The sequence below is a fragment of the Amycolatopsis camponoti genome, assembly GCF_902497555.1.
In the GTDB taxonomy this organism is placed as follows: domain Bacteria; phylum Actinomycetota; class Actinomycetes; order Mycobacteriales; family Pseudonocardiaceae; genus Amycolatopsis; species Amycolatopsis camponoti.
In genome coordinates, this window is the sequence record NZ_CABVGP010000001.1 from 969,397 (window position 1) to 992,512 (window position 23,116).

The 23,116-nt window shown below is 71.1% G+C and carries 28 protein-coding genes; 16 read left to right on the forward strand and 12 right to left on the reverse strand.

Going from position 1 to position 23,116, the window contains the following annotated elements; all coding sequences use genetic code 11:
• Window positions 1-36: 36 nt before the first annotated feature.
• Entirely contained in the window at window positions 37-477 is a 441-nt protein-coding gene (locus tag AA23TX_RS04740) for a DoxX family protein (protein ID WP_155541362.1), read from the reverse strand.
• A gap of 114 nt (window positions 478-591) precedes the next feature.
• Between AA23TX_RS04740 and AA23TX_RS04745 the strand changes: the two genes are divergently transcribed.
• A complete protein-coding gene (locus tag AA23TX_RS04745; RefSeq protein ID WP_155541363.1) occupies window positions 592-1,056 on the forward strand; it encodes an NUDIX hydrolase in 465 nt (154 codons plus the stop codon).
• Here AA23TX_RS04745 and AA23TX_RS04750 read toward each other — a convergent pair.
• The 5 genes from AA23TX_RS04750 to AA23TX_RS04770 form a co-directional block, all read right to left on the reverse strand.
• Window positions 1,042-1,689 carry an HAD family hydrolase gene (locus AA23TX_RS04750; protein ID WP_155541364.1) on the reverse strand — a complete coding sequence of 216 codons (648 nt, stop codon included), beginning with the start codon at window positions 1,687-1,689 and terminating at the stop codon, window positions 1,042-1,044. The two genes, AA23TX_RS04745 and AA23TX_RS04750, sit on opposite strands and share 15 nt — an antisense overlap.
• A gap of 28 nt (window positions 1,690-1,717) precedes the next feature.
• A complete protein-coding gene (locus AA23TX_RS04755; RefSeq protein ID WP_155541365.1) occupies window positions 1,718-2,221 on the reverse strand; it encodes an O-acetyl-ADP-ribose deacetylase in 504 nt (167 codons plus the stop codon).
• Window positions 2,221-3,012, reverse strand: coding sequence for an alpha/beta fold hydrolase (locus AA23TX_RS04760; RefSeq protein ID WP_155541366.1), 792 nt, complete (start codon window positions 3,010-3,012; stop codon window positions 2,221-2,223). Before AA23TX_RS04760 ends, AA23TX_RS04755 begins: the two co-directional genes overlap by 1 nt.
• Window positions 3,009-3,662 carry a DUF998 domain-containing protein gene (locus AA23TX_RS04765; RefSeq protein WP_155541367.1) on the reverse strand — a complete coding sequence of 218 codons (654 nt, stop codon included), beginning with the start codon at window positions 3,660-3,662 and terminating at the stop codon, window positions 3,009-3,011. The genes AA23TX_RS04760 and AA23TX_RS04765 overlap by 4 nt, the downstream gene beginning before the upstream one ends.
• Before the next feature lie 96 nt (window positions 3,663-3,758).
• Window positions 3,759-4,880 (reverse strand): metallophosphoesterase, encoded by a 1,122-nt coding sequence (locus tag AA23TX_RS04770; protein ID WP_230862340.1) that lies wholly within the window; start codon window positions 4,878-4,880, stop codon window positions 3,759-3,761.
• 74 nt (window positions 4,881-4,954) lie between these two features.
• On the opposite strand from AA23TX_RS04770, the gene AA23TX_RS04775 reads away from it, so the two are divergent.
• Window positions 4,955-5,227 carry a hypothetical protein gene (locus AA23TX_RS04775; protein ID WP_155541368.1) on the forward strand — a complete coding sequence of 91 codons (273 nt, stop codon included), beginning with the start codon at window positions 4,955-4,957 and terminating at the stop codon, window positions 5,225-5,227.
• A gap of 63 nt (window positions 5,228-5,290) precedes the next feature.
• A complete protein-coding gene (locus AA23TX_RS04780; protein WP_155541369.1) occupies window positions 5,291-5,941 on the forward strand; it encodes a YidC/Oxa1 family membrane protein insertase in 651 nt (216 codons plus the stop codon).
• On the opposite strand, the gene AA23TX_RS04785 is transcribed toward AA23TX_RS04780, so the two are convergent.
• Complete coding sequence (locus AA23TX_RS04785) at window positions 5,924-6,337, reverse strand: DnaJ family domain-containing protein (protein WP_155541370.1); 414 nt, start codon at window positions 6,335-6,337, stop codon at window positions 5,924-5,926. The genes AA23TX_RS04780 and AA23TX_RS04785 overlap by 18 nt on opposite strands.
• 67 nt (window positions 6,338-6,404) lie before the next feature.
• On the opposite strand from AA23TX_RS04785, the gene AA23TX_RS04790 reads away from it, so the two are divergent.
• A complete protein-coding gene (locus AA23TX_RS04790) occupies window positions 6,405-7,175 on the forward strand; it encodes a TetR/AcrR family transcriptional regulator (RefSeq protein ID WP_155541371.1) in 771 nt (256 codons plus the stop codon).
• Here the strand turns inward: AA23TX_RS04790 and AA23TX_RS04795 are convergent.
• From AA23TX_RS04795 to AA23TX_RS04805, 3 genes are all read right to left on the reverse strand, one after another.
• A complete protein-coding gene (locus AA23TX_RS04795; RefSeq protein ID WP_230862341.1) occupies window positions 7,172-7,438 on the reverse strand; it encodes a hypothetical protein in 267 nt (88 codons plus the stop codon). The genes AA23TX_RS04790 and AA23TX_RS04795 overlap by 4 nt on opposite strands.
• Window positions 7,435-8,589: a lytic transglycosylase domain-containing protein gene (locus tag AA23TX_RS04800; protein WP_155541372.1), complete on the reverse strand. Its 1,155-nt coding sequence runs from the start codon at window positions 8,587-8,589 to the stop codon at window positions 7,435-7,437. Before AA23TX_RS04800 ends, AA23TX_RS04795 begins: the two co-directional genes overlap by 4 nt.
• A 251-nt stretch (window positions 8,590-8,840) precedes the next feature.
• Window positions 8,841-9,758: a LysR family transcriptional regulator gene (locus AA23TX_RS04805; protein WP_155541373.1), complete on the reverse strand. Its 918-nt coding sequence runs from the start codon at window positions 9,756-9,758 to the stop codon at window positions 8,841-8,843.
• 103 nt (window positions 9,759-9,861) lie between these two features.
• Between AA23TX_RS04805 and AA23TX_RS04810 the strand changes: the two genes are divergently transcribed.
• Both AA23TX_RS04810 and AA23TX_RS04815 read left to right on the forward strand, forming a co-directional pair.
• On the forward strand, window positions 9,862-10,557 hold the full coding sequence (locus AA23TX_RS04810) for an SDR family oxidoreductase (RefSeq protein ID WP_155541374.1): 696 nt from the start codon (window positions 9,862-9,864) through the stop codon (window positions 10,555-10,557).
• Between the two features lie 101 nt (window positions 10,558-10,658).
• Window positions 10,659-11,222 carry a hypothetical protein gene (locus AA23TX_RS04815; protein WP_155541375.1) on the forward strand — a complete coding sequence of 188 codons (564 nt, stop codon included), beginning with the start codon at window positions 10,659-10,661 and terminating at the stop codon, window positions 11,220-11,222.
• A 2-nt stretch (window positions 11,223-11,224) separates the two neighbouring features.
• Here AA23TX_RS04815 and AA23TX_RS04820 read toward each other — a convergent pair whose 3' ends face one another.
• Complete coding sequence (locus tag AA23TX_RS04820) at window positions 11,225-11,665, reverse strand: GNAT family N-acetyltransferase (RefSeq protein WP_155541376.1); 441 nt, start codon at window positions 11,663-11,665, stop codon at window positions 11,225-11,227.
• Window positions 11,666-11,803: 138 nt separating this feature from the next.
• Here AA23TX_RS04820 and AA23TX_RS04825 point away from each other — a divergent pair, with 138 nt between their 5' ends.
• From AA23TX_RS04825 to AA23TX_RS04860, 8 genes are all read left to right on the forward strand, one after another.
• Entirely contained in the window at window positions 11,804-12,025 is a 222-nt protein-coding gene (locus AA23TX_RS04825) for a hypothetical protein (RefSeq protein WP_155541377.1), read from the forward strand.
• Window positions 12,026-12,264: 239 nt separating this feature from the next.
• Entirely contained in the window at window positions 12,265-13,146 is an 882-nt protein-coding gene (locus AA23TX_RS04830; protein WP_155541378.1) for an SIS domain-containing protein, read from the forward strand.
• Complete coding sequence (locus AA23TX_RS04835) at window positions 13,143-14,045, forward strand: 1-phosphofructokinase family hexose kinase (protein WP_155541379.1); 903 nt, start codon at window positions 13,143-13,145, stop codon at window positions 14,043-14,045. Before AA23TX_RS04830 ends, AA23TX_RS04835 begins: the two co-directional genes overlap by 4 nt.
• A complete protein-coding gene (locus AA23TX_RS04840; protein ID WP_155541380.1) occupies window positions 14,045-14,887 on the forward strand; it encodes a class II fructose-bisphosphate aldolase in 843 nt (280 codons plus the stop codon). Before AA23TX_RS04835 ends, AA23TX_RS04840 begins: the two co-directional genes overlap by 1 nt.
• An 86-nt stretch (window positions 14,888-14,973) precedes the next feature.
• On the forward strand, window positions 14,974-16,350 hold the full coding sequence (locus AA23TX_RS04845; protein ID WP_155544253.1) for an ABC transporter substrate-binding protein: 1,377 nt from the start codon (window positions 14,974-14,976) through the stop codon (window positions 16,348-16,350).
• On the forward strand, window positions 16,350-17,306 hold the full coding sequence (locus AA23TX_RS04850) for a carbohydrate ABC transporter permease (RefSeq protein ID WP_155541381.1): 957 nt from the start codon (window positions 16,350-16,352) through the stop codon (window positions 17,304-17,306). Before AA23TX_RS04845 ends, AA23TX_RS04850 begins: the two co-directional genes overlap by 1 nt.
• 16 nt (window positions 17,307-17,322) lie before the next feature.
• Window positions 17,323-18,195 carry a carbohydrate ABC transporter permease gene (locus tag AA23TX_RS04855; protein ID WP_230862343.1) on the forward strand — a complete coding sequence of 291 codons (873 nt, stop codon included), beginning with the start codon at window positions 17,323-17,325 and terminating at the stop codon, window positions 18,193-18,195.
• Between the two features lie 6 nt (window positions 18,196-18,201).
• Window positions 18,202-19,248, forward strand: a complete 1,047-nt coding sequence (locus AA23TX_RS04860) for an ABC transporter ATP-binding protein (RefSeq protein WP_155541383.1) — start codon at window positions 18,202-18,204, stop codon at window positions 19,246-19,248.
• A gap of 316 nt (window positions 19,249-19,564) precedes the next feature.
• Here AA23TX_RS04860 and AA23TX_RS04865 read toward each other — a convergent pair whose 3' ends face one another.
• The gene (locus tag AA23TX_RS04865; protein ID WP_155541384.1) at window positions 19,565-20,833 is read right to left on the reverse strand and encodes an HNH endonuclease signature motif containing protein; all 1,269 of its coding nucleotides are present in this window, start codon (window positions 20,831-20,833) and stop codon (window positions 19,565-19,567) included.
• A gap of 221 nt (window positions 20,834-21,054) precedes the next feature.
• On the opposite strand from AA23TX_RS04865, the gene AA23TX_RS04870 reads away from it, so the two are divergent.
• A complete protein-coding gene (locus tag AA23TX_RS04870; RefSeq protein ID WP_155541385.1) occupies window positions 21,055-21,840 on the forward strand; it encodes a DeoR/GlpR family DNA-binding transcription regulator in 786 nt (261 codons plus the stop codon).
• Between the two features lie 219 nt (window positions 21,841-22,059).
• Complete coding sequence (locus AA23TX_RS04875) at window positions 22,060-23,100, forward strand: IS110 family RNA-guided transposase (RefSeq protein ID WP_155544254.1); 1,041 nt, start codon at window positions 22,060-22,062, stop codon at window positions 23,098-23,100.
• The last annotated feature ends 16 nt before the right edge of the window (window positions 23,101-23,116 follow it).

The following is a 23,116-nucleotide window of genomic DNA, read 5'->3' on the forward strand; positions in this document are numbered from 1 at the left end:
CGGCTGAATGAGGTTCACAGGACCGCGCGTCTCCCGTCAGCCGCGTCGCCGCTTGATCAGCGTGTCGACGGCGAAGCGGCCCGGGCCGATCGCGGCGAACAGCAGGAAGATCCACGAGTAGACCGCGGCGGGCTCGCCCATGTTCTGCAGCGGCAGCAGGCCCATCGGCGCGTGCACGGTGAAGTAGGCGAAGGCCATCACGCCGGAGAGCAGGATCGCGGCCGGCCTGCTGGCGAGCCCGACGAGCAGCAGCGAGGCGCCCACGAGTTCGAAGACGCTGCCCCACCAGCCGGGGAACGAGCCGAACGGGACGCCGCCGCCCTGGCCGTCGACGCCACCGAAGAAGCCGAATCCCTGCAAGCCGTGGAAGCCGAACAGGAACGAGATCACGATCCGGCTCGCGCCGACGACGATGCCCTTGGCCGGGGCGGTCTTGGTGGCGGTGGTCTGGGTCTCGCGGGCGATCGTGGTGGTCATTTCGGGTTCCTTCCCTGGGTTCTTCCTTGCCTTCTGCCTACGCGTCGAGTGGGTTCTCCCCGGTTCGACAACCCTGCGGAAAAATCTTGAACGGGTTTTCGGCAGACTGAACCGATGGCGGGCAAACGCAGTGCCGGGCTCCTGCTCCACCGCGGGCGGGGCGACGACGTCGAAGTGCTGCTCGGGCACATGGGCGGGCCGTTCTGGGCGAAGAAGGACGCGGCGGCCTGGTCGCTGCCGAAGGGTGAGCTGGACCCGGACGAGGAGCCGGAGCACGCGGCCCGGCGCGAGTTCGAGGAGGAGCTGGGCCTGCCCGCGCCGTCCGGTGAGTACGTCCCGCTGGGCGAGGTGAAGCAGTCGGGCAAGACCGTCACGGCGTGGGCGGTCGAGGCCGACCTCGACCCGGCTTCGGTGGTGCCGGGGACGTTCTCCATGGAGTGGCCGCCGCGCTCGGGCAAGCAGCAGGAGTTTCCGGAGATCGACCGGGTCGAGTGGTTCTCGCTCGACGTCGCGCGCGAGAAACTGGTGAAGGGTCAGCTGCCGTTTCTGGACCGGCTGCTCGAGCTAGCGGGTCAGTAGGGCCTCGAGCGGCTTGGCGGTGAACGACGGCAGCACGACGTCGGCCTGGCCGAAGTCGAGACTCTCGGTGATGGCGTTCGGCACGGCGACGCAGGTCAGCCCGGCGGCCTTGGCGGCGGTGACGCCGTGGGGCGTGTCCTCGAAGGCGATCGTGTCCGCCGCTTCGGCTCCGAGGGCGTCGAGCGCGGCGAGGTAGAGGTCCGGGTCGGGCTTGGCCTTGTGGAGGTCCCCGGTGAGGACGGCGTCGAAGTAGCCGTTGATGCCGAGCCGTTCGAGGTGCGGGTTCACCCAGGCCCCGGACGAGCTGGAGGCGACGGCCAGCTTGAGGCCGTGGTCTTTCGCCGTCTCCAGGTAGCTTCGGACGCCGTCACGCGGGCCGAGCTTCTCGAGCAGCTGGAAGACGCGGGCTTTGCTCTTGGGGCGCAGCGCCTCGGGGTCGATGCCGGGGACGTGCTCGGCGAGTAGAGCGAACATCGCGGGCGTGGTGTGCTGCGTGCCGATGACGGCGTACCAGGCCGCCATCGGCAGCTCGACCCCGTGCTCCCGGAACAGCTCCCGCCACGACTGCAGGACGGCGGACTCGGTGTCGGCGAGGGTGCCGTCGAAGTCGAAGACCAGGGCGCGGGTGGGCACGTCTGCACCCTGCCCGGTCGGTGATCGTTCAGGCAAGGGAGTTGTGAAACGCGTCCATCGCGGCTTGCCCCCGCAGTGCGAAGATCACTTCCTCGACCCCGCCGGTCTCCCGCACGGCGGCCACGGCGATCGCGGCGGCCGATGCGAGCGGCCACCGGTAGATCCCGGTGGAGATGGCCGGGAAGGCGACGGTCTTCGCGGCCAGCTCCCGGGCGACGGCCAGGGAGTTCCGGTGGCAGTCGGCGAGGAGCGCGGAGCGGTCTTCGGTCGCGGACCAAACCGGGCCGACGGTGTGCACGACCCAGTTCGCGGGCAGGTTCCCGGCGGTGGTGGCGACGGCCTGCCCGGTCTGGAGGCCCTTCCCGTAGTGCCCGGCCCGCAGCTTCCGGCACGCGGCGAGGATCTCGGGGCCACCCTTGCGGTGGATGGCCCCGTCGACCCCGCCGCCGCCGAGCAGCGAGGAGTTGGCCGCGTTGACGACGACGTCGACCTCGAGGGTGGTGATGTCGGCGTCGAGGATCCGGATGCGCATCAGCTCAGGTAGAAGTCCGCCAGGACCGGGGCCAGTGCCGCGGCCTTCACGATGTGCGTCTGGCCCGGCAGCGTCTTGTACTCCGCCGAGGGCAGCACCTTCGCCAGCGACGACACGCCGTTGCGCATCCAGGCCGGGCTCTTGCCGCCGTCGGCCACCAGCGTCGGGACCTTCACCTCGGGCCACGCGGCCGGCAGGGGTTCCCCCGACTGGTGCTCGACCACCAAAGCCGTGTCGTACGGGAGCGTGGGGGCCACGCGCTTGAGCTTGGCCCAGAACGGCATGATCCGCATCGCCGCCACCACCGCGCCGCTCAGGCCGACGCCTTCGGTCATGAACATCTTCACCGCCTGGCCGCGTTTTCCCGCGGCCAGCACCGCGTCGAGCCGCGCCGGGTAGTCGGCCGGGACGGGCCGGCGGGTGTCGTCGACGACGAACGGGGGCTCGTACAGCGCCAGCTTCGTCACCGGGAGGCTGCGCGCCGCTTCGAGCGCCAGCGCGGCGCCCGACGAGATGCCGAACAGGAACGCCTCGCCGCCCGCTTCCTTGACGAGCGCGGCGAGGTCCTCGACCTCGCGCTCGACCGCGTACGGCCCGGTGTCGGTGCTCTCGCCCCGGCCACGGCGGTCGTAGGTGTACACGGTGAAGCGCGCGGCCAGCTCCTTCGCGAGCGCGTCGTTCGGGGACGAGCCGCGGTAGCACATCGCGCCGTCGACGAGGACGAGCGCGGGGCCGGACCCGGCGCGGGTGTAGGCGATCTTCGTGCCGTCGGCGGAAACCGTCGTGCTCATCGGGACTCTCCTCGCGACAGCAGGTGGACGGACGTGGCGGCGAGCCAGGCGAAGGCGATCACCACGGCCGCCCAGAAGCCGAGGGTCACGACCGGGCTCGTCGATCCGGACGCTACGCCCGCGAAGCCCGCGAGGAACAGCGACCCGCTGATACGCGAGTACCACGTCCGCGCGGGCGTGAGGTGCGACCCGATCGCGAAGCAGGCCGCGACCAGGGCGGCGAAGCCGACGCCACCGGCGACGAAGTGCAGCGTGCCGTGCCAGCTGATCGACGCCGGCGGGCCGGCGGGGGTCCCGGCCGGGAAGCCGTCCTGCGGGTCGGCGCGGAAGACGCCCGCGCAGAGCAGGCCGACGCCGTAGACGGTGAGGAGTCTCGGCCCCCACCGGCCGGGCAGGACGCGCCGGATCCCGGCCGCCGCCGCGATCGTCAGCAGGCCGGTGACCAGGAAGTTCGTGATCTGGACGAAGCCGAGCGAGCCGTTCGACAGGACGCTCGCGGGGTGCCGCGTGAAGTCGAAGCCGGCGCGGGTCAGGCCTTGGACGACGCCGGTGAGGACGAAGACGGGCCCGGCGAGGATCCCGCAGGTCAGCAGGCCGCGGGTGGTCGAAGGGGCGAGGGATCGGGGGCGGCGGATCGCGGTGGTGGTCATGCGGACCAGAGTGGCATCCGACGATCGAAACTGTCAAGACAAAAAAAGTTGTCGGAGACCATCGCGTGCCTCAGGATTGCCTTGGGGCGCCGCGGGTCAGGCGGAGCGCAAGGTGAGGAGCGTGATCTCGCTGGGCGCGAAGACGCGGAACGGCGGTCCCCAGAAGCCGGTGCCCCGGCTGTTGTACAGCTGGGTCGGGCCGTGCCGGGTCAGGCCCGACAGCGTCGGCTGGTCGAGCCGCACCAGCAGGTGGAACGGCCAGATCTGGCCGCCGTGCGTGTGCCCGGAGATCTGCAGGTCGACGTCGGCCTCACGGGCCTGGCGCACCTGCTTCGGCTGGTGCGCCAGCAGCACCACCGGCACGTCGGCGGGGCGGCCGTCCAGCGCGAGGGCCAGGTCGGGGCCGTGGCCGGGCAGGCCGGACGACGCGCCCGTCGGGTCGTCGATGCCGGCGAACAGGATGCGGTCGCCGCCGCGCTCCAGGAGCGTCGAGCGGTTGTGCAGCGTGTCCCAGCCCAGCCCTTCCATGTGGTCGAGCCACGCCTGGGCCTCGCCGAAGTACTCGTGGTTGCCGGTGATGTAGAACCGGCCGAGCGCGGCCTGGACGCCGCCGAGCGGGTCGACCTGCTTGCGGCGCTTCGCCACCGCGCCGTCGGCGAGGTCGCCGGCGTGGCAGACGACGTCCGCGTCGAGGGCGTTGACCGCCGCGACGACCTTCTCCGACCACCTGGTCCGGTCGATCGGCCCGAAGTGGGTGTCGGTCAGCACGGCGACGCGCAGGCCGTCGAGGCCCGGGCCGAGCCGCGGGATGACGACGTCGGTCGCCTTCACCGGCGGCACCCGCATGGCGACGCGGTTGCCGTGCACGAGCAGTGTGGCCGCCACCAGCACGGTCGCGCCCGCGACGATCCGCGACCGCAGCGGGTCGTCGACGCCGAGCAGTGCCACCCGCAGCACGAGGCTGAGGATGCACCAGCTGAACAGCACCCAGATCACGGCCAGCAGCGAGTCGCCCAGGCGCGCGGAGGCGTCGCTTTGGCGCTTGGAGTGGCCGCGGAACATGGCGACCGGCATCGTGACCAGGCCCAGCGCGAGCACCGCGGTGCCGGCGATCGTGCCCGCCGTGCCCCACTCCGGCGCGAGAACGAGCGTCCACCACGGCACGCCGAACAGCAGGAGCATGGCCAGGATCGGCACGACGACGAGTTGCCCTCTCATCGAACCAGATTACAGCCCGTCGGGCTGTTAGCGTTTTCGCTACCCTGGGGAGCGGAGGAAGGGGGACGGCCGCCGTGAACACGTTGCTGGAGCTGGCGTTCCCCGTCGTGAGCAGCCCGACGGCGCTGGTCGCCTTCGCCTCCCTCGCCGCCGCGAGCCTCTTGATCGTGCTGCTGGTCGGCAGCACGCACGGCCGCGAGGTCGCCCTGTGGTCGGTGCCGGTGCGCAGCCGCGTCGCCGCACTGCGCCGCCGGGCCCGGCGCGCCGAGTCGATCCGCCTGCGCGACCCCGGCCGACCCGGCAGCAGCAGGCCACGAGCACCCGGTTCCCGCAGCACGGCTGCGTAGGAACCACTTCAACGCAGCCATTCCGCGTACCCCCATCCCTTCCACTCATGCGGAGTGCTGCCCATGTTCGGCTTTCTCGACGTGCCCGTCGAAGGCGCGTACCACCTGATCCACGCGTTCACCGGCCCGCTGTCCCCGGCGCTGGCCATCGTCCTGTTCACTCTCGCCGTGCGGCTGCTGCTGCACCCGCTCGCCCGGTCGGCGGTCCGCGGCGAGCGCGCCCGGGCCGCACTGATGCCGGAAGTCCGGGCCCTGCGGGCCAAGCACGGCCAGGACCGCGAGTGGCTGGCCGCGGAGATGACGAAGCTGCAGCGGGAGTCCGGGGCCTCGCTGTTCGCCGGCTGCCTGCCGATGCTGCTGCAGCTGCCGTTCTTCATGGTCATGTACCGGCTCTTCACGACACCCACGGTCGGCGGCGAACCCAACTCGCTGCTCGGCGCGACGCTGTTCGGGACGCCGCTGGGCGCGCACGGCCTGGCCGGCAGCCCGCTGGTGTTCGTGATCGCGGCCGGGCTGGCGGTCGTCGCGTGCTTCTCGGTCCGCCTGCAGAGCCGCGGCGCCGAGGCGGACGTCCCGGGCGGCAGGCTCCTGCGCTTCCTGCCCTACGGCACGGTGCTCGCGACGCTGGTCATCCCGCAGGCCGCCGGGATCTACCTGCTCACCACGACGGCGTGGACCGCGGCCGAACGGGCACTGCTACGACGCGGCTCGTGAGCGTCGCCAGTTCTCGATGGCTTCTTCGACGTCCACCAGCGCCACCGTGAGCGGCGGGCCGGTGTGGTGGTTGAGGTAGGCCTGGCGGATCCGCTCGTTGAGGTCCTCGACGACCTCCCGCACCTGCCGTTCGGCCCGCTCGGCGGCGAGCCGTTCCGGCAGGTCCTGCACTTCGCGCTTGAGGGCGAGCGCCGGCGGCAGCAACGCCTTCGTGTCGTGGCCGCCCTTGCGGATCTCGCGCAGCACCCAGTCGGTCGCGGCGTCGTTGCCGGTGGGCTTCGGCAGCGGCTTGCCGGCGCCGGGCAGGTCGTCGAACTCGCCGCGCTCGCGGGCTTCGCCGATCTGCCGGTCGACCCACCAGCGGAAGGAGACCTTGGGCGGTTTGCGTCCGGTCATGCCTCCAGAATGCCAGGTCGGACGGCCGGCCCGGGTAAGATCTCCGGCGGGGGAGCGAGGGGAGCGCATGACCGCCGAACGCACTGGCGCCGACGAAGTCGACCGGACGCTGGCGTTGCTCTGGCGCGCTCGCGGCGGTGCCGCCGAGCCGACCCGGGGCCGTCGCCCGACGCTGACGATCGAGCGGATCGTCGCCGCCGCGATCGCGGTCGCGGACGCCGACGGGCTGACCGCCGCGTCGATGCACCGCGTCGCCAAGGAGCTCGGCGCCGGCACGATGACGCTCTACACGTACGTGCCCGGCAAGGCCGAGCTGGTCGACCTGATGGTCGACGACGTGCTCGTCGAGCGGCGGCTGCCCGGTCCGGGCGAGCCGCGCCCGGCGGACTGGCGCGAGCAGGTGGCGCTCTACGCCGAGCGGACGCGCGAGGCGTACCGCACCCACCCGTGGCTGTGCGAGGTTTCGCGGGTCCGGCCGCCGCTCGGGCCCGGTCAGCTGGCCGGCCAGGAGTACCTGCTGTCCATCATGGACGAGCTGGGCCTGCCGCCGCGCGAGGCCGTGGCGGCTGCCAACGGGATCGGCACGTACGTCGACGCGAACGCGGCCCTCGGCGCGGAGAACACCCGCCTCGAGCGCAGCACCGGCCAGTCGACCGAGGCCTGGTGGCACCAGCGGTCGTCGTTCTGGGAGAACTACTTCGTGGTCGACGCGCACCCGGCGATGAACCGCATCTGGCTGGGCGGCGGCTTCGACCAGAGCGCGAAGGCCCAGGGCGACACGGCCTACGAGTTCGGCCTGAACCGCATGCTCGACGGCATCCAGGCCCTGGTCGGCTAGCGGCGGGTGCGCCACCTCGACCGGCGGCGTTCCTGCCGGGGCACCGAAGGCTCCGGTGCGCCGTTTCCGCGCAGAACGTCGCGGCACACGGGGTCGAACCGGCCGGGTGCCTCGATCATCGGCGCCGCCAGCACCACGTGGCCGCACACCGCGCGGAACCGCCCGTCGTGGCGGCCCTCGGCGAACTCTTCCTCGGTGACGGCATGGGTGTAGCCGTCGGTGTCGCAGCGGATGTGCACCAGGAACGGCTCCACGGGGCTCATCCCGTCGGGCTGGTCGTGGTGGTTTCGGTGGGCGTGCTCGCCGAGTCGGCCGCGGTCGTCGACGTCGTGACCGGCGGCGGGGTCGTGCTCGTGGTCTCGGGCGGCGGCGTGGTGGACGACGACGGCGGCGGGGTGGTCGCCGGGTCCGTGCTGGGGGTGCCCGGCGTCGTGGCCGGCGTGGACGACGACGGCGACGTGCTGGTCGGCGGCGTCGACGTGCCCGGCAGGGAGCCCGGCGGCTGGGCGGCCACCGGCGGTGCGGGCGGGGCGGGCGCGCCGACCGGGCCGCCCGCCGCGGCGGCGTCCGGGGCGTCGGGCGCGCCGATCGGCACCTGGCTGTCGGGCAGCTGGGCGACGCCGCCGCGGTAGGCCGAGGCCCACGCCATCACGGTGTCCACATAGGACTGCGAGTTGTTGTAGCGGCGGACCGCGATGCGCTGACCCGCGTCGGTCGAGAGGTCGAGGCCGCCGGAGCACAGGTAGCGCCCGGTGGCCAGGGCTTCGTCGTAGATGTTGTTCGGGTTCGAGACGCCGTCGCCGTTGCCGTCGGAGGCGTAGCCCTTCCACGTGGCCGGGATGAACTGCGTCGGGCCGACCGCGCGGTCCCAGACGGCGTCGCCGTCGTACTTGCCGCCGTCGGTGTCGGGGATCGCGGCGAACGCGCCCGCGCCGTTGAGCACCGGGCCGAGGATGGGCTCGAGAGTGTCACCGTTGGCGTTGACGTACCCGCCGCGCGCGTGGTTCGACTCGATCCGGCCGATGCTCGCGATCAGCGCCCAGTCGAGGTGGCAGTTCGGCTGCTCCTTGGCCAGGATCTCGGCGGCGTTCTTGTACGCCTTCAGCATGCTTCCCGGGATGCCGAGCGGCCCGGAGATGCCCGCCGAGCCGGCGTGCCCGCCGGGCACGACGAGCGGCGTGGGCAGCGGCGGCTGCGGGAGGCTGCCGTCGACGGCGATGGGCGGCATGACGATGTTCGGGGGCTGCAGCGGGGCGGCCTGGTCGGGCAGCGCCTCGCCGGCACCGGCGATGACGACCGGCGCGGGCAGGCCGGTGGTCAGCGTGGGCAGCACGACGAGCGCGCCGCCGGCGAGCGCGGCCGCGGTGCGGCGGACCCCGCGCGTGGCCTTGCGACGTGGCCGGTGCTTCGGCATGGTGCGTCCCCGCTTCCCTCGATCTTCGCTGATCGCCTCACCGATCGGCCCCACCCACCGGTACTGACCGGTAGGAGCAAGCTATCCGATGGAAGCGAACTTTGGCGAATGGCACAGCGAAATCGGGGCTCCGAAGAGAAGTTCGTCCTGATGGCACAAAACCTTCGTAGGGAATCTGTCACATTCACGTGGACTTAACGGGGTCCTGAGGAGGGTTTACGGGGTCCGGGGGGCGGAGCCCCCGGCCGGGGCTAAGCCCCGAATGGCGCTGAGAGTTTGTCCAGCAGGACACCGGGTACGGCGATCCCGCGGTGCGTCACGTCCGAAGAAAACCGCCGGACGAGCGAATCCGACGGCGTCGAGGTGAACGTGACGACGTCGCGGTGCAGAGCGGGCTTCAGCCGCCGCAGCGCCCCGGCGAACGTACGGGTCAGCGCCGTCGTCGGGACCAGCGCCACGCCCAGGCCGGCCGCCGCGAGCTGCGCCGCCGTCGCCGCCTGTTTCGTCCGCATCACCGCGCCGAGCACCGTCGCGCGCTGTGCGGCTTGCTCGTCGAGCCACGCTCCGAGGCCGTTGTCCGGGTGGTAGTGCACCACCGGCAGCTCGGCCAGGTCGGCCATCGGTACCGCCGGCCGGGTGGCGAGCGGGTGGTCGGCGGCCAGCGCGACGACGATCTCTTCGCGCCCCACCAGTTCGGCCGGCCCGGTCCAACGGCTCGGCCGCGGCCCGACCGCTACGTCCGCTTCGCCCGCGTCCAGGGCCGCCACCAGCGCGTCCGCGCTCGTCGTCTCGGTCAGCGTGATCAGCACGCCCGGGCGGTGCCGGTGCCAGTGCCGCAGCACGGGCGCGAGCAGCCCGGCGGTCATCGTCTCCGCGCACGCGATCCGCAGCGTGCCCTCGCCACCGCCGGCCACCGCGCGGCCGATCCGGGTCACGCGTTCGGCGGCGGCCAGCGCGGCCCGCGCGTCGGCCAGGACCGCCCGCCCGGTGGCGGTCGGCCGCACCCCGCGCGGGAGCCGTTCGAGCACCGGCGTGCCCAGTTCCCGTTCGAGCGCGCCGATCTGGTGCGACAGCGCGGGCTGCGAGAGGTGCAGCCGGGCGGCCGCTTCGGTGATCGACCCGGCGTCCAGCACCGCGACCAGGCACTCGAGCGCGCGCAGCGTAGGCATTCGCTGATTCTATCGCAGCCATCGAAAACATTCGGATCGCGAAGGGATGGTTCCGGCCGTGTTCCGCGCTGACTCCGGTGTGCGAGACGAAAGGAGCACGGAAATGTCGTTCGAAGGAAAGCGGCTGGTCGTCGTGGGCGGAGGATCGGGGATCGCGCGCCGGATCGCGGCGGACGCGCACGCGGCCGGCGCCGAGGTCATCGCGGCCGGGCGGAATCCGGCGCGGATCGACGTTCCCGGTATTCGCACCGCATTCGCGGACCTCGGGGACGAATCGTCGCTGAAAGCGCTTGCGGACGGAACCGGTGAACTCGACTACCTGGTCACGCTCGCCGGGGCGCCGGCGAACGGGCCGGTCGCGGAACTCGAGCGGGACGCGGTCACCCGGGCGTTCGACGCCAAGGTGATCGGGCCGCTGATGCTGGTCAAGCACCTCGCCCCGCGGTTCCGCGACGGCGGCGCCATCGCGTTGTTCTCCGGGGTGGCGGCGTGGCGGCCGTCTCCCGGGCGCACGGTCATGGCCACGACGAACGGCGCGGTCGCGTTCCTCGCGCAGGCGCTCGCGGTCGACCTCGCGCCGATCCGCGTCACCGCGATCTCGCCGGGCATCGTCGACTCCGGCGCGTGGGACCGCCTCGGTGCCGGGAAGGACGACTTCTTCCGCCGGACCGCGGAAACGACTCCGGCGCGCCGGATCGGCCGTACCGCCGACCTCGCGGCCGCGACCCTGCAGGTGCTGGCGAATCCGTTCATCACGGGCACCGTGCTGCACGTGGACGGGGGCGGTCGGCTCGGCTGAAAACGCTGGGTGAACAAGCCTTTACAGGAACGCGGACCATTCCTATGATCGGCCGACCGGACGCAGTGCCCGCGCCCGGTCGGCCCAGGTGGAGGGTGTGGATGGCACGCAGGGCTCCGCGCAGTGAGGCGGTCACCGTGGCCGAGCTGCTGGTCCGGTCCGCGGTGGACGCTCGTCCTCACGCGCCCGCGCACCACCACGAGAAACCGCGGGCCCGGCGTTCGCTCGCCCGGCTGCGGGTGTTCTCCGTCGTCGCCGGTGCGCTCGCGCTGACCGGTGGAGTCGCCGCGGCGGTGTCGATGCCGGCGCAGCGGAGCACGGGTCCGGCCGGCCTCGAACCCGTGGCCGTCCCGCTGGTGCCGCTCCCCGGGGAAGTCGTGGTGCCGCCCGCGAAGCCCGCTCCGGAATTCGTGGCGCCCGTGGTTGAAACAGGCGGAATCGTGCCGGTTGCCGTGGTGCAGGAGTCGAATTCCGGAACGGCGGCCGCCCATCGCGGAAAACTCGCGAAAGCGGTCAAGGTCGTCGAGAAAGCCAAGCCGAAGCAGCTGCCGAAGCACGCGGCCCCGGTGTGGCACACGATCCCGGACGTTCCGGCCTGGTCATGGGGTCACCACCAGCAGCAGCGCCACCACGACTGCGGCGGCGGTGGCCGCCACCGCCGGTGACGTCAGGCGTCGAGCGGGATCTGGTACTGCATGAAGCCCTTGTCGAGCGCGACCTGGTCGTAGAGACGCCGGGCGGTGGTGTTCGACGTCTGCGTGTGCCAGTAGACGCGGACGCACCCCCGCTCGCGCGCCCACTCGGCGACGGCTTCGATCAGCGCCCGGCCGACGCCGCGCCCGCGGGCCTTGGTGTCGGTGAACAGGTCCTGCAGGTAGCAGACGTCGGCGGAGGTCGTGCTGACGTGCGTGAAGAAGTGCACGATGCCGACGAGCTCGTCGTCGAGCCGCGCGCCGAGTGCGTGCATCCGCTCGCCACTGGCGAACTCGCGCCACGCGCGGTCCATCAGCTCGGGCGCGAGTGTCCTGCCGTAGAACGTGTTGTAGCCGGCGAACAGGTTTTCCCAGGCCGGACGGTCTTCCGCGGCGAGGCCCCCGAGTGTGATCATGCGCCGAGGCTAACGCGCCGGCTGACCGGTTCGATGACCATACCGGACACAACTGGCCAGTAAGGTGACGAACCCGAATCAGATTCATAGAATCACCAGCCATCAGGTCCGGCAGACCCAATTCAGCGGAGGTTCCCGATGGCGCGCACGGCGCACCGTGCCAGTGGCAAGCCCGTCACGGTGGGCGAGCTGATGCTCCGGCCGGACGTCCACGGCAGACGCCGGCCCGAGGACCTGGAGGTGCTCGAGCTCGCCTACCGGATGCGCCGGCGGGTCGGTCCCGAGCCGGTCGTCGCCCGGACGCCGCGGTCCCGCGCGCTGGCCGTGGTCACCGGCCTCTGGCGGCGCAAGCCGCGGTAGTCCCCGCCGCTTCGAGCGGGCTTCGCCGCCCTGATCGGGTCACGCCGACCCGCTTTCTCGCAGGCCACCCTCGTCGAGGGTGGCCTTTTTCGTGCCCGCCGACGGCCGGCACGCCCTGTTCGCGGCTGCACGCTCGCGCGTAGTTGATGCAAAGATATGCTCGATACGACGATTGACGATGCACAAAACTGCACCTACCGTGACAGCTGTTGCGCACAACCGGCACGGATGGGGAGCTCATGAGCGGGACCTTCATGGCGGCGGAGGTCGCCAGCCAGCCCGGCTGCTGGCGTGAGGCCGGCGCGTTCGCCGTCGCGAACACCGGGCGGCTGCCCGCGCCGGGGTCCCGGGTGGCGATCGTCGGCTGCGGCACCTCGTGGTTCGTCGGCCAGGCCTACGCCGTGCTGCGCGAAACCGCCGGGCTCGGCGAGACCGACGCCTTCGCCGCGTCCGAGTTCCCGGCCGGTCGCGCCTACGACCACGTGCTCGCCCTGAGCCGCTCGGGCACCACCACCGAGGTGCACACCCTGCTCGCGCGGCTGCGCGGCCGGACGAAGATCACGGCGATCACCGGCGTGCCGGCCGCGATCGCCGGTGCCGCCGACGCCGTCGTCGACCTGTCCGCGGTGGACGAACGCTCGGTCGTGCAGACCCGGTTCGCCACCACCGCCCTCGCGATGCTGCGCGCGCACCTCGGCGAGGACCTGACCGACGTCATCGCGCAGGCCGAGCGGGTGCTGGCCGAGCCGTTGCCTCGCGAGCTCACCGGCGCCGGGCAGTTCAGCTTCCTCGGCACCGGCTGGTCGGTCGGGATCGCGAACGAAGCCGCGCTCAAGTTCCGCGAGGCGTGCCTGCTGTGGACGGAGTCCCACCCGGCGTGGGACTACCGCCACGGCCCGATCAGCATCAGCGAGCCGGGCCGCGTGACCTGGATGTTCGGCCGCGCGCCGGACGGTCTCGCCGACGACGTCCGCCGCGCGGGCGGCACCTTCGTCGAAAGCGGCCTCGACCCGCTCGCCGACCTGGTCCGCGCCCAGCTCGTGGCCGGGGCGATCGCGCGGCGCAAGGGCCTGGACCCGGACCACCCGCGCGGTCTCACGCGATCCGTCGTCCTCGCATGATCGTCACCGTGACGCCGAACGCCGCGCTCGACGTCACCTACACCGTGGACAGCCTGGTGCCGGACGCCGTGCACCGGGCGCGCGACGTCCGGCGCCGGGCGGGCGGCAAGGGCGTGAACGTCGCCCGCGTGCTGCACGCGCTCGGCGCCGACGTCCGCGCCGTCGTCACGGCGGGCGGTGCCACCGGGGCCGAGTTCGCGGCCGACCTCGGCGCGGCCGGGCTGCCCGCCGACCTGGTGCCGATCGACGGCGAGACGCGCCGGACCACCACCGTGCTGTCCGCGGTGGACGGTTCGGTCACCCTCCTCAACGAGCCGGGACCCGAGCTGAGCGCGGCCGAATGGGCGTTGCTGGCCGAGCGGGTCCGGCGCCGCGAACCCGAGGTGCTGGTCTGCTCGGGCAGCCTGCCGCCGGGCGCGCCACCGGACGGTTACGCGCGCCTGCTCGCCGGCCGGACGTCCGTTTTGGACACTTCCGGCGCCGCGCTGCTGCCCGGGCTGGCCGGGCGGCCGGCCGTCGTCAAGCCCAACCTCGAAGAACTTCGCGAGGTCACCGGACTTGACGACCCCATCGCCGCGGCCGCCGAGCTGCGGAAGGCCGGAGCCGGCGCGGTCGTCGTGTCGCTCGGCGCCGACGGCCTGCTCGCGGTCACGGCCGCGGGCACCTGGCACGCGACGCCGTCGAAAGTGCTCACCGGCAACAGCACCGGCGCGGGCGACGCCGTGGTGGCGGCGCTCGCGCTCGGGCTCTGCCGCCGCGAGCCGTGGCCGGAGATCCTGCGCCGGGCCGTCGCGCTGTCCGGCGCGGCCGTGCTCGGGCCGCTCGCCGGCGACGTCGACCTCGCGCACTACCACCGGGAGCTGGCCGCGGTGCGCGTCCGGCCGGAAGGGGAGTCCTGATGCCGCTGGTCACCACCGGGGAGATCGTCGCGGAGGCCGTGTCGGCCCGGCGGGGCTGCGGTGCCTTCAACGCGATCCAGCTGGAACACATCACGGCGATCGTCGAGGGTGCGGCCCTGGCCGGCGCGCCGGTGATCGTGCAGCTCAGCCAGAACGCCGTGCGCTACCACGGCGCGCTGGCACCGATCGGCGGCGCCGCGCTGGCCGCGGCCCGCGCGGCCGAAGCCCGCGTCGCCGTGCACCTCGACCACGCCGAGTCCCGTGAGCTGGTGCGCGAAGCCGTCGCGCTCGGGTTCGGCTCGGTCATGTTCGACGCGTCCGGACTGGACTACGCGGACAACGTGCGCGAGACCCGCGAGGTCGCGGCGTTCTGCCACGACCACGGCGTCTGGGTGGAGGCCGAGCTCGGCGAGATCGGCGGGAAGGACGGCGTGCACGCGCCGGGGGCCCGCACCGATCCCGGCGAGGCCGCGGAGTTCGCCGCGGCCACCGGTATCGACGCGCTCGCGGTGGCCGTCGGCAGTTCGCACGCGATGCTGACCCGGGACGCCACTTTGGACTTCGACCTGATCGCGCGGCTGCGCGAGCAGGTTCCGGTACCGCTGGTGCTGCACGGCTCGTCCGGGGTGCCCGACGAGGGGCTCGCCGAAGCCGTGCGGGCGGGGATGACGAAGGTCAACATCGCGACCCAGCTGAACAAAGTGTTCACCGCGGCCGCCGCGGGTGACTGGCGCGCCCACCCGGAGCACGTCGACCCGCGGAAGTACCTGGGGGCCGGGCGGGACGCCGTGACGACCGAAGTGCGGCGGTTGTTGCAACTACTTGTGTTGACAGATGCTTGAAAGCCCATAAAACTGCGCACTAATGCGCAGAACTTGCGCGATATTCGATCTCGACCAGGTGGTGGCGGATGCGACGAAGCAAAGTCATGGCGTGTGCGGTGGGGGCCTCACTCCTCCTGGCGGGCTGCGGTGGGGGCGCGGACACGAGCGGTGGAACCGGGGAGAACGCGCTGCCCGGGGTCGACCAGTACCTCGGCGCGCCGTGCCCGGAGGCCGCCGTCAAACCGGCCACGGACAAGGAGTTCACCTACTGGGCCATGTGGACCGCCGACGAGCCGCAGGGCAAGGTCCTCCAGAAGGCGTTCAAGTGCTTCCAGGAGAAGACCGGCGTCAAGGTGGACGTCCAGTGGCTGGGGCGCAAGGCCTACACGCAGAACCTGGTGCCGGCGCTGAACACCGACGCCGTGCCGGATCTGTTCGACCAGGACGTCAGCAAGGTCGGCGCGGCCATCATGACCCCGGGCGGCACGCAGAGCGTCGACGACGTCTTCGCGATGAAGGTCGGCGAGGGCGACAAGACGGTGAAGGACGTGCTTTCGCCCAGCTCGTACGACTTCCCGCAGAACAAGGACCGCGAGGGCCACAACTTCATGGTCCCCTACACCGTGCAGTCGAGTGCCTGGTGGTTCAACAAGGACACCTCGGGTGCGGTCCGGCAGCCCCGGACGATGGACGACCTCGTCGCGCTGTTCGACAAGGCGAAGGCCGACGGCAAGGCCGCGATCAGCCAGGACGGCGACATCCCGTTCTACAACATGTACTTCTTCACCCAGCTCGCCGAGCGGTACGTCGGCGCGGGCGGGCTGAACAAGGCCGCGTCCGACAAGACCGGGCAGCTGTGGAAGTCCGACCCCGGATTCCTCAAGGCCGCCGACGAAACCGCGAAGCTGCCGAAGTACTTCATCGACGGCTGGGACGCGGCGAAGTTCCCGCAGGTCCAGCAGCGCTGGGCCGACGGCGACTCGCGCTACCTCTACGTCGGCACCTGGGCGCCGAGCGAGACGCGCGAGTACCTGGACAAGCAGGGCACCGGGACGAAGATCAAGTACGGCTCGTTCCAGTTCCCGATGCCGGCCGGCGCGACGCACGACACGGTCGAGCAGATGTCGATCGGCTTCGCGGTGACCAAGAAGGCCCGGCACGCCGAGGCGGCGAAGGCGTTCATCGCGTACTTCCTGAACAAGGACATCCTTTCCGGCATCCCGGCGGTGGCCGACAACCTGGTGCCGCGCGCCGACCTCGCCGTGCCGGACGACCTCCAGCAGGTCAAGGCCGCGATGGACGACCCGAAGAAGGAGCACGTCCTGCAGTACGACGGGATCGACGGCATCGCGGGCGGCAAGTGGCAGACCGACGTCTTCGACCCGGCCGACACCGCGCTGCTGAAGGGGTCGATCAGCCCGCGGCAGTTCGTGGACCAGCTGGCCGCGAAGGGCGCCGATTTCTGGAAGAACCAGGGCTGATGGCGACCCTCACGACTGCGCCGGCGTCGCGGGTCACGGAGACACGCGACGCCGGTGGCGCGCACCTGCGCCGCAAGAAACGGCTGTTCTGGCCGTTCGCGGCCCCCGCTTTGGTGCTGTACCTGGCTTTCCTGGTGCTGCCGACGCTCGCGACTGTGGTGCTGAGCTTCACCAGCTGGGCCGGCGCGGGCGACACGCCGCGGCCCAACGGCGTCACCAACTACACGCGGATGTGGGCGAGCGACTCGTTCCGGTACGCGTTCGGCAACACGCTGGTGTACGTCTTCCTCGGCGGCATCGGCACGTTCGCGCTCGCGTTCCTGTTCACCATGGTGCTGCGCGACATGCGCGGCGGCAAGGTCGTCCGGGCGATCCTGTTCTTCCCCAACATCGTCGCGCCGGTGGCGCTGGGGATGTTCCTCGGGTTCGTGTTCAAGTACCAGCCCGGGAAGCAGGGCCTCGCGAACTTCGTGCTGGAGCACGCCGGCGCGGACGCGGCGAAGTTCCTGGCCCCGGCCAACGTGACCGGGGTCGTGACGGCGTCGCTGATCTGGGCCAGCTCGGGGTTCTACATCACGATCCTGATGGCCGCGGTCGACCGGATCCCGCCGTACCTCTACGAGGACGCCGAGCTGGGCGGCGCGTCCCCGTGGCAGAAGTTCCGGAACATCACGCTGCCGATGACGTGGGACGTCGTCGGCGTCGCCGGTGTCCTGTGGACGATCAACGCGCTGAAGATCTTCGAGCTGGTGTTCGTGCTGGCCGGGCCGGGCACGTACGCCCCGCCGAACGAGGCGTGGACGCTCGGGGTCTACGTGTTCGACCGGACCTTCGGTTCGAACGGCACGCCGGACTTCGGGGCCGCGTGCGCCTGCGCGGTGGCGATGATCGCGCTGGTGTCGGTGCTGGTCGTGCTGCTGAGGCGGGTGATGCGCCGTGACGCTCTCCAGTTCTGAGGCCAGGGTCCGGAAGGTGCCGCGCAAGCCGCGTCCGGCGCCCGGTTCGCGCCGGTTCAGCCCGCTGCGGCTGGTGGGGTCGGCGATCGTCTGGGTGTTCACCGCCGGCAACGTGCTGGTGCTGTACTGGCTGCTCACGGCGGCGTTCAAGACGCCGGTGGAGATCTTCACCAAGCCGTTCGCGCTGCCGTACCAGTGGTTCCACCTCGGCAAGCCGTTCCGCAACTTCGTCTACGCGTGGAACAACGCGGGCTTCGGCGACGCGGTCCTGACGACCGTGGTGCTGGTCGGGCTGGCGACCGTGGCGACGGTGGCGGTGTCGGCGCCGTGCGCGTACGCCCTGACCAGGCTCGGCGTGCGCGGGTCCGGGCCGATGACGAACGCGGTCGCGATCGGCATGGGGGTGCCGTTCCAGACGGTCATCATCCCGCTGTTCGTGGTGCTGAGCCGGATCCACCTGGACAACGAGTACGGGCTGTTCGTGCTGTACGTCGCTTTGTCGATCCCGTTCACGGTGTTCCTGTTGACGGGGTTCTTCCGTTCGCTGCCGGACGAGCTGGAGGAAGCGGCCGCGCTCGACGGCGCGTCGCCGATGCGGACGTTCTTCTCGGTGATGCTCCCGCTGGCCCGCGGCGGCCTGATCACAGCGTTGACGCTGAACGCGATCGGGCTGTGGAACGAGACGCTGCTGGCGATCGTGTTCCTCAAGGACCAGGCGCACTTCACGCTGTCCCGCGCGCTGTTCACGTTCTACGGAGCGGCGAGCTACCAGTCAGAGTACGGCGGGCTGATCGCCGGCGTGGCGATCGTCGTGCTCCCGATGCTGGTGCTCTACCTCGTGCTCGCCCGCCGGATCATTTCCGGCCTGACGCTCGGCGCCGGAAAGTAGGACGCGATGGCCACGGTGACTTTCGAGGACACGACGAGGTTTTACGCGGGAGTGGACCGCCCGGCGGTCGACGGCCTCGACCTCATGGTTTCGGACGGCGAGTTCCTGGTGCTGGTCGGCCCGTCCGGCTGCGGGAAGTCGACCACGCTCCGGATGCTGGCGGGCCTGGAGGGAGTCGACGACGGTTCGATCCACATCGGCGAGCGCGACGTGACGGCGTTGCCGCCGAAGGACCGGGACATCGCGATGGTGTTCCAGAACTACGCGCTGTACCCGCACATGACGGTCGGGGAGAACATCGGCTTCCACTTGAAGCTGGCCCGCATGCCGGTGCCGGAGCGTCGTCGCCGGGTCGCCGAGGCGGCGGCGTTGCTGGACTTGTCGGAGTACCTGGACCGCAAGCCGGCGCGGCTTTCCGGTGGCCAGCGCCAGCGGGTGGCGATGGGCCGGGCGATCGTGCGTGAGCCGAGTGTGTTCCTGATGGACGAGCCACTGTCCAATTTAGACGCACAGCTGCGGGTGCAGACGCGCACGCAGATCGCTTCGCTGCAAAGACGCCTGGGCGTGACGACGTTGTACGTGACGCACGACCAGGTCGAGGCGATGACGATGGGCGACCGGGTGGCAGTACTGCGCGACGGAGTGTTGCAGCAGTGCGACACCCCGATCGGCCTGTTCGCGCGCCCGGCGAACGTGTTCGTGGCGGGCTTCATCGGATCGCCGGCGATGAACCTGCTGACGACGACGGTGGAGGGGCCGTGGTCGGTGCCGCTGACGCCTGCTCAGCGTTCGGCGTTGACGGGGCCGGGAGTGGTGGTCGGGGTTCGTCCGGAGGGGTGGGCGATCGGGTCTGGGGTCGATGCCGTGGTCGAGGTGGTGGAGGAGCTGGGGAGTGATCAGTATTTGTATTGCCGGGCGGAGTCTTCGTCGGAGGTGCTGACGGTGCGGACGCCGGGGATGGCGCCGTGGCGGAGGGGGCAGGCGATCAAGGTGGAGCCGAGGAGGGAGTCGGTCCATTTGTTCGATGCGGCGACGGGGGTGCGGTTGCCTTGATGGTGGCCGGGGCCGCTGGTTCGGCGGTGGGGGTGAGGCTGCGGCAGGCCCGGCGCGGTTGTTGGTCGCGCGGGCCGGGTCGGCGGGCGCCAGGGGCGGTGGACCAGGGCCGAGTAGGTGGGTGCGCGAACCTACGAGATCGGTGCACGGCTAGAGCGGGTGCTTTCCGACGCGGAGCATCGGGTGACCCGGGTCCGGTGTGCCGTGGTGGTGGGCGTTGCGTTGTGGTGTGCGAATGGCGATTTGCTTGTTCTGCGGGTCTTGGGCGTGGGTGTAGGCCCGCAGCCGGTGGCTGCGGGCCTTTCCCCTGTCGTGTTCAGGCTGCGAACGGCAACGGTTGATGAAGGTTGTTGCGCCTGGGTTTTCGGCGTTTGTCCAGGAACACCGGTGGCAGGAACTCGGGCAACCCGTCGGCGGCGATGCGGACCTGCCAGCCGGAGCGGTGCAGGAGTCGGTGGTGGTGGGCGCACATCAGGACCAGGTTGCCCAGCTCGGTGGGGCCGCCGTCGGCCCAGTGGCGGATGTGGTGGCCTTGGCAGTGCCGGGGTGGGCGGTGGCAGCCGGGGAAGGCGCAGCCGCGGTCGCGCAGGTAGAGCGCGCGGCGGATTCCGGGTGGGACCAGGCGGCGTTGGCGGCCGAGGTCGAGGGGTTCGCTCTTCGCGCCCAGTACTGCGGGGATGAGCATGCAGTCGCAGGCGTGGATCCGGGCCTCGGCCGCGGAGATCGTGCCGAGGTCGCCAAGGGTGGCGCGGCCGGTGCGCGCCTGGGGTCGGGTTCCGTCGCCGAGGGCGGCTTGGCCGAGGCTGGACTTCAAGTCCTCCAACGACACCGTGACCATCACGTGTGCTCGCTCCCCGGCCTGCATCGGCAGCTCCGGACAGCTCAACGCCAAGTCGATCGCGTCGGAGAACGCGTCGCCGTAACGTTCCTGCGGCGAACGCAAGTCCGCGCCTTCCTCATTGCCACGGCGTTGCGCGAGAGAATCCAGCAGGGCGCTGGCCCGGGTGCCGGTCTCGTCGTCAAACCGGCCCTGAAGCTCCCAGGTCCCGGTTCTTTTGCGCCGCAACGAGAGTTCGCGGCGAGGGATGGCCGGTTCGGTCGTGTCAGGTTCGGCACCGTCGGGGTCGAGATGGGCCAGGATCCGTGCACCCAACGCCGCGACCTGCTTATGGCCAGCATCGGAGGCGAAAGACAACAAATGCTGCTCAGCATCGGCGCGGTGCTCGGGCGGGACTTGCGTCATCACGCCGACGATCGTGTCGATCATCGGAGTGCTCAACCGGCCAGCCAAAGCAGCAACCCCGGTGCCAGGAGCGACAGCGGGAACGCCGTCGAGAGTGCGACCGGAGGTGAGAGCCCGGGCACGCTTCACCACAGCCTCGGCCGCGGCCTTGGGAACATCGGCCAGATGCTCGAAAAGCCGCGCCACAGAACGATATCCGAACAGCTCCACAACCCCGCGCGACTCGATCTCCGCCAGCAGCGAACCGATCTCCGCCTCCGCAGACCGCACAACAGTGAGCAGAGCGGAGATGCGGTCGGCCAAAGCCACCGCATCCGCACGCCACACCGCTTCGCTGTCCACAAACCAAGATTACCGCCGGTCGCACACCTGTTCATCACTCGATCAGGTGGAAGCGGTCGCAAGCAACCAAGCCGCGTCGGTGAACCGAAGCCCGCGACCCCCACCGGCGTGCCGCCTGCAGTGGGCACCCCTCGATGCACCATAATGCTCGAAACGGCACCCAACAGCGCAACCCCATGCGCGATAGGCTGTCGGAGAGTCAAGGCTAGGGAGTACCGCCGATGGTCCGGCACGAACGGTTGAGCACCCTGCTGGACATGCTGGGACAGCGGGAAAAGATCGACGTCGAGGACGTCGCCGTGGAGCTGGATGTCTCCGCCGCCACCATCCGGCGGGATCTCGACCACCTCGCCGAACAGCAGCTGCTCACGCGGACCCGCGGGGGCGCCGTCGCCAATGATCTCGCCTATGACCTTCCCCTGCGCTACAAGACCGCGCGGCACGTGCCCGAGAAGCAGCGGATCAGTGCCGCCGCCGCTGCTTTCGCCGCCAAGGGGATGGTGGTCGGCCTCAATGGCGGGACCACCACCGCGGGCGTCGCCCGGGCGCTGGCCATGCGCTCCGACCTGGGCGGACGCGGGGACGCTCCGGGCATCACCGTCGTCACCAACGCCCTCAACATCGCGCACGAGCTGGCCGTGCGGCCGAACGTCAAGATCGTCGTCACCGGCGGTGTCGCGCGGCCGCAGTCGTTCGAACTGAGCGGGCCGCTCGCCACGCGGGTGCTCAGCGAGCTCACCATCGACCTGCTGTTCCTCGGCGTCGACGCCTTCGACGTCGACGCCGGTGCCTTCGCCCACCACGAGGGCGAGGCCAGCATCAACCGGCTGATGGTCGAACGCGCCGAGCGGGTGGTCGCCGTCGCCGACGGGTCGAAGCTCGGCCGGCGCGCCTTCGCCCGGATCTGTGAGACGACGCAGGTGCACGCCCTGGTCACGGACACCGACGCCGACCCCGAGGCCGTGCGGGCCTTCGAAGCCGCCGGCGTCGAGGTTCAGGCCGTCTGACAGTGACAATGGGGGTGACGGGGTCGCCCGTCCGAGTTGACCCTTCGGCTGACCGACCTTCGGTGTCCTTGCTGAGATCTGTCGCTCGGCGCGGGTGACCCCGTCGTGCACGTCACCTGCGTGAGCGGCGTGACCTCATAGGAGCCTGGCCAGAGGCCCCGTCACTGTCTTGTCCGCCCGCTGGTGGGTGCCGTGCCACCACCGGATGAGGGAGATGGCATGTCCACGATGACAAATCCCGGCGCTCACGTCACGGTCGGCGTCGACACCCACCTCGAGACCCATGTTGCGGTGGCCCTCGACCAGGTCGGGCGGGTGCTCGCGCAGCAGTCCTTCCCCGCCGATCCGCCCGGGTATCGATCACTGCTGCGCTGGAGCCGCGCACTGGGCCATGTCCACGCCTTCGGCATCGAAGGCACCGGCTGCTACGGCGCCGGGCTGGCCCGCGCAGCCCGGCAGGCCGGGCACCGGGTGATCGAGGTCGACCGCCCGGACCGGCGGAGCCGGCGAGCCCGCGGCAAGTCCGACCCGGTCGATGCCGAAGCAGCAGCACGCGCCGTGCTGGCCGGCACCGCGACCGGAGTCCCGAAGAACCGAGACGGCGACGTCGAGTCCATCCGCGCGCTCCGGGTCGCGCGACGAGGAGCAGTACGGATCCGGATCCAGGTCGCCAACCAACTGCACGCCCTGGTGATCAGCGCCCCCGAGCCGTTACGCGAGAACCTGCGTCGGCTCTCCACCCGTGACCTGGTCACCACCGCCGCCGCGCTGCGCCCCGGCCCCGCCCTCGATCCGACCGCGGCCACGAAACACGCCGTGAAAATCCTTGCCCGACGCCACCAGGACGTCGACCACGACATCGCCGTCCTGGACGACCTGCTCCGGCAGCTCGTGCCGCGGGCCTGTCCAGGACTTCTCGAACTGTTCGGCGTCGGAACCGACACCGCCGGCGCGTTGCTGGTGACCGCAGGCGACAACCCCGACCGGCTCCACAGCGATCCCGCCTTCGCCAACCTCTGCGGGGTGGCACCGCTTCCCGCCAACAGCGGCAAGACCACCGGTCGCCACCGACTCAACCGCGGCGGCGACCGGCAGGCGAACGCAGCTCTTTACCGCATCGTCCTCTGCCGATTGCGTTACGACCCGGTCACCCGCGACTACGTCGAACGACGCACCACGGAAGGACTGACCAAACCCGAAATCATCCGCTGCCTCAAACGCTACGTCGCTCGTGAAGTCCGACACGCCCTCCTAGCTTGACGATCCATAGGAGCAT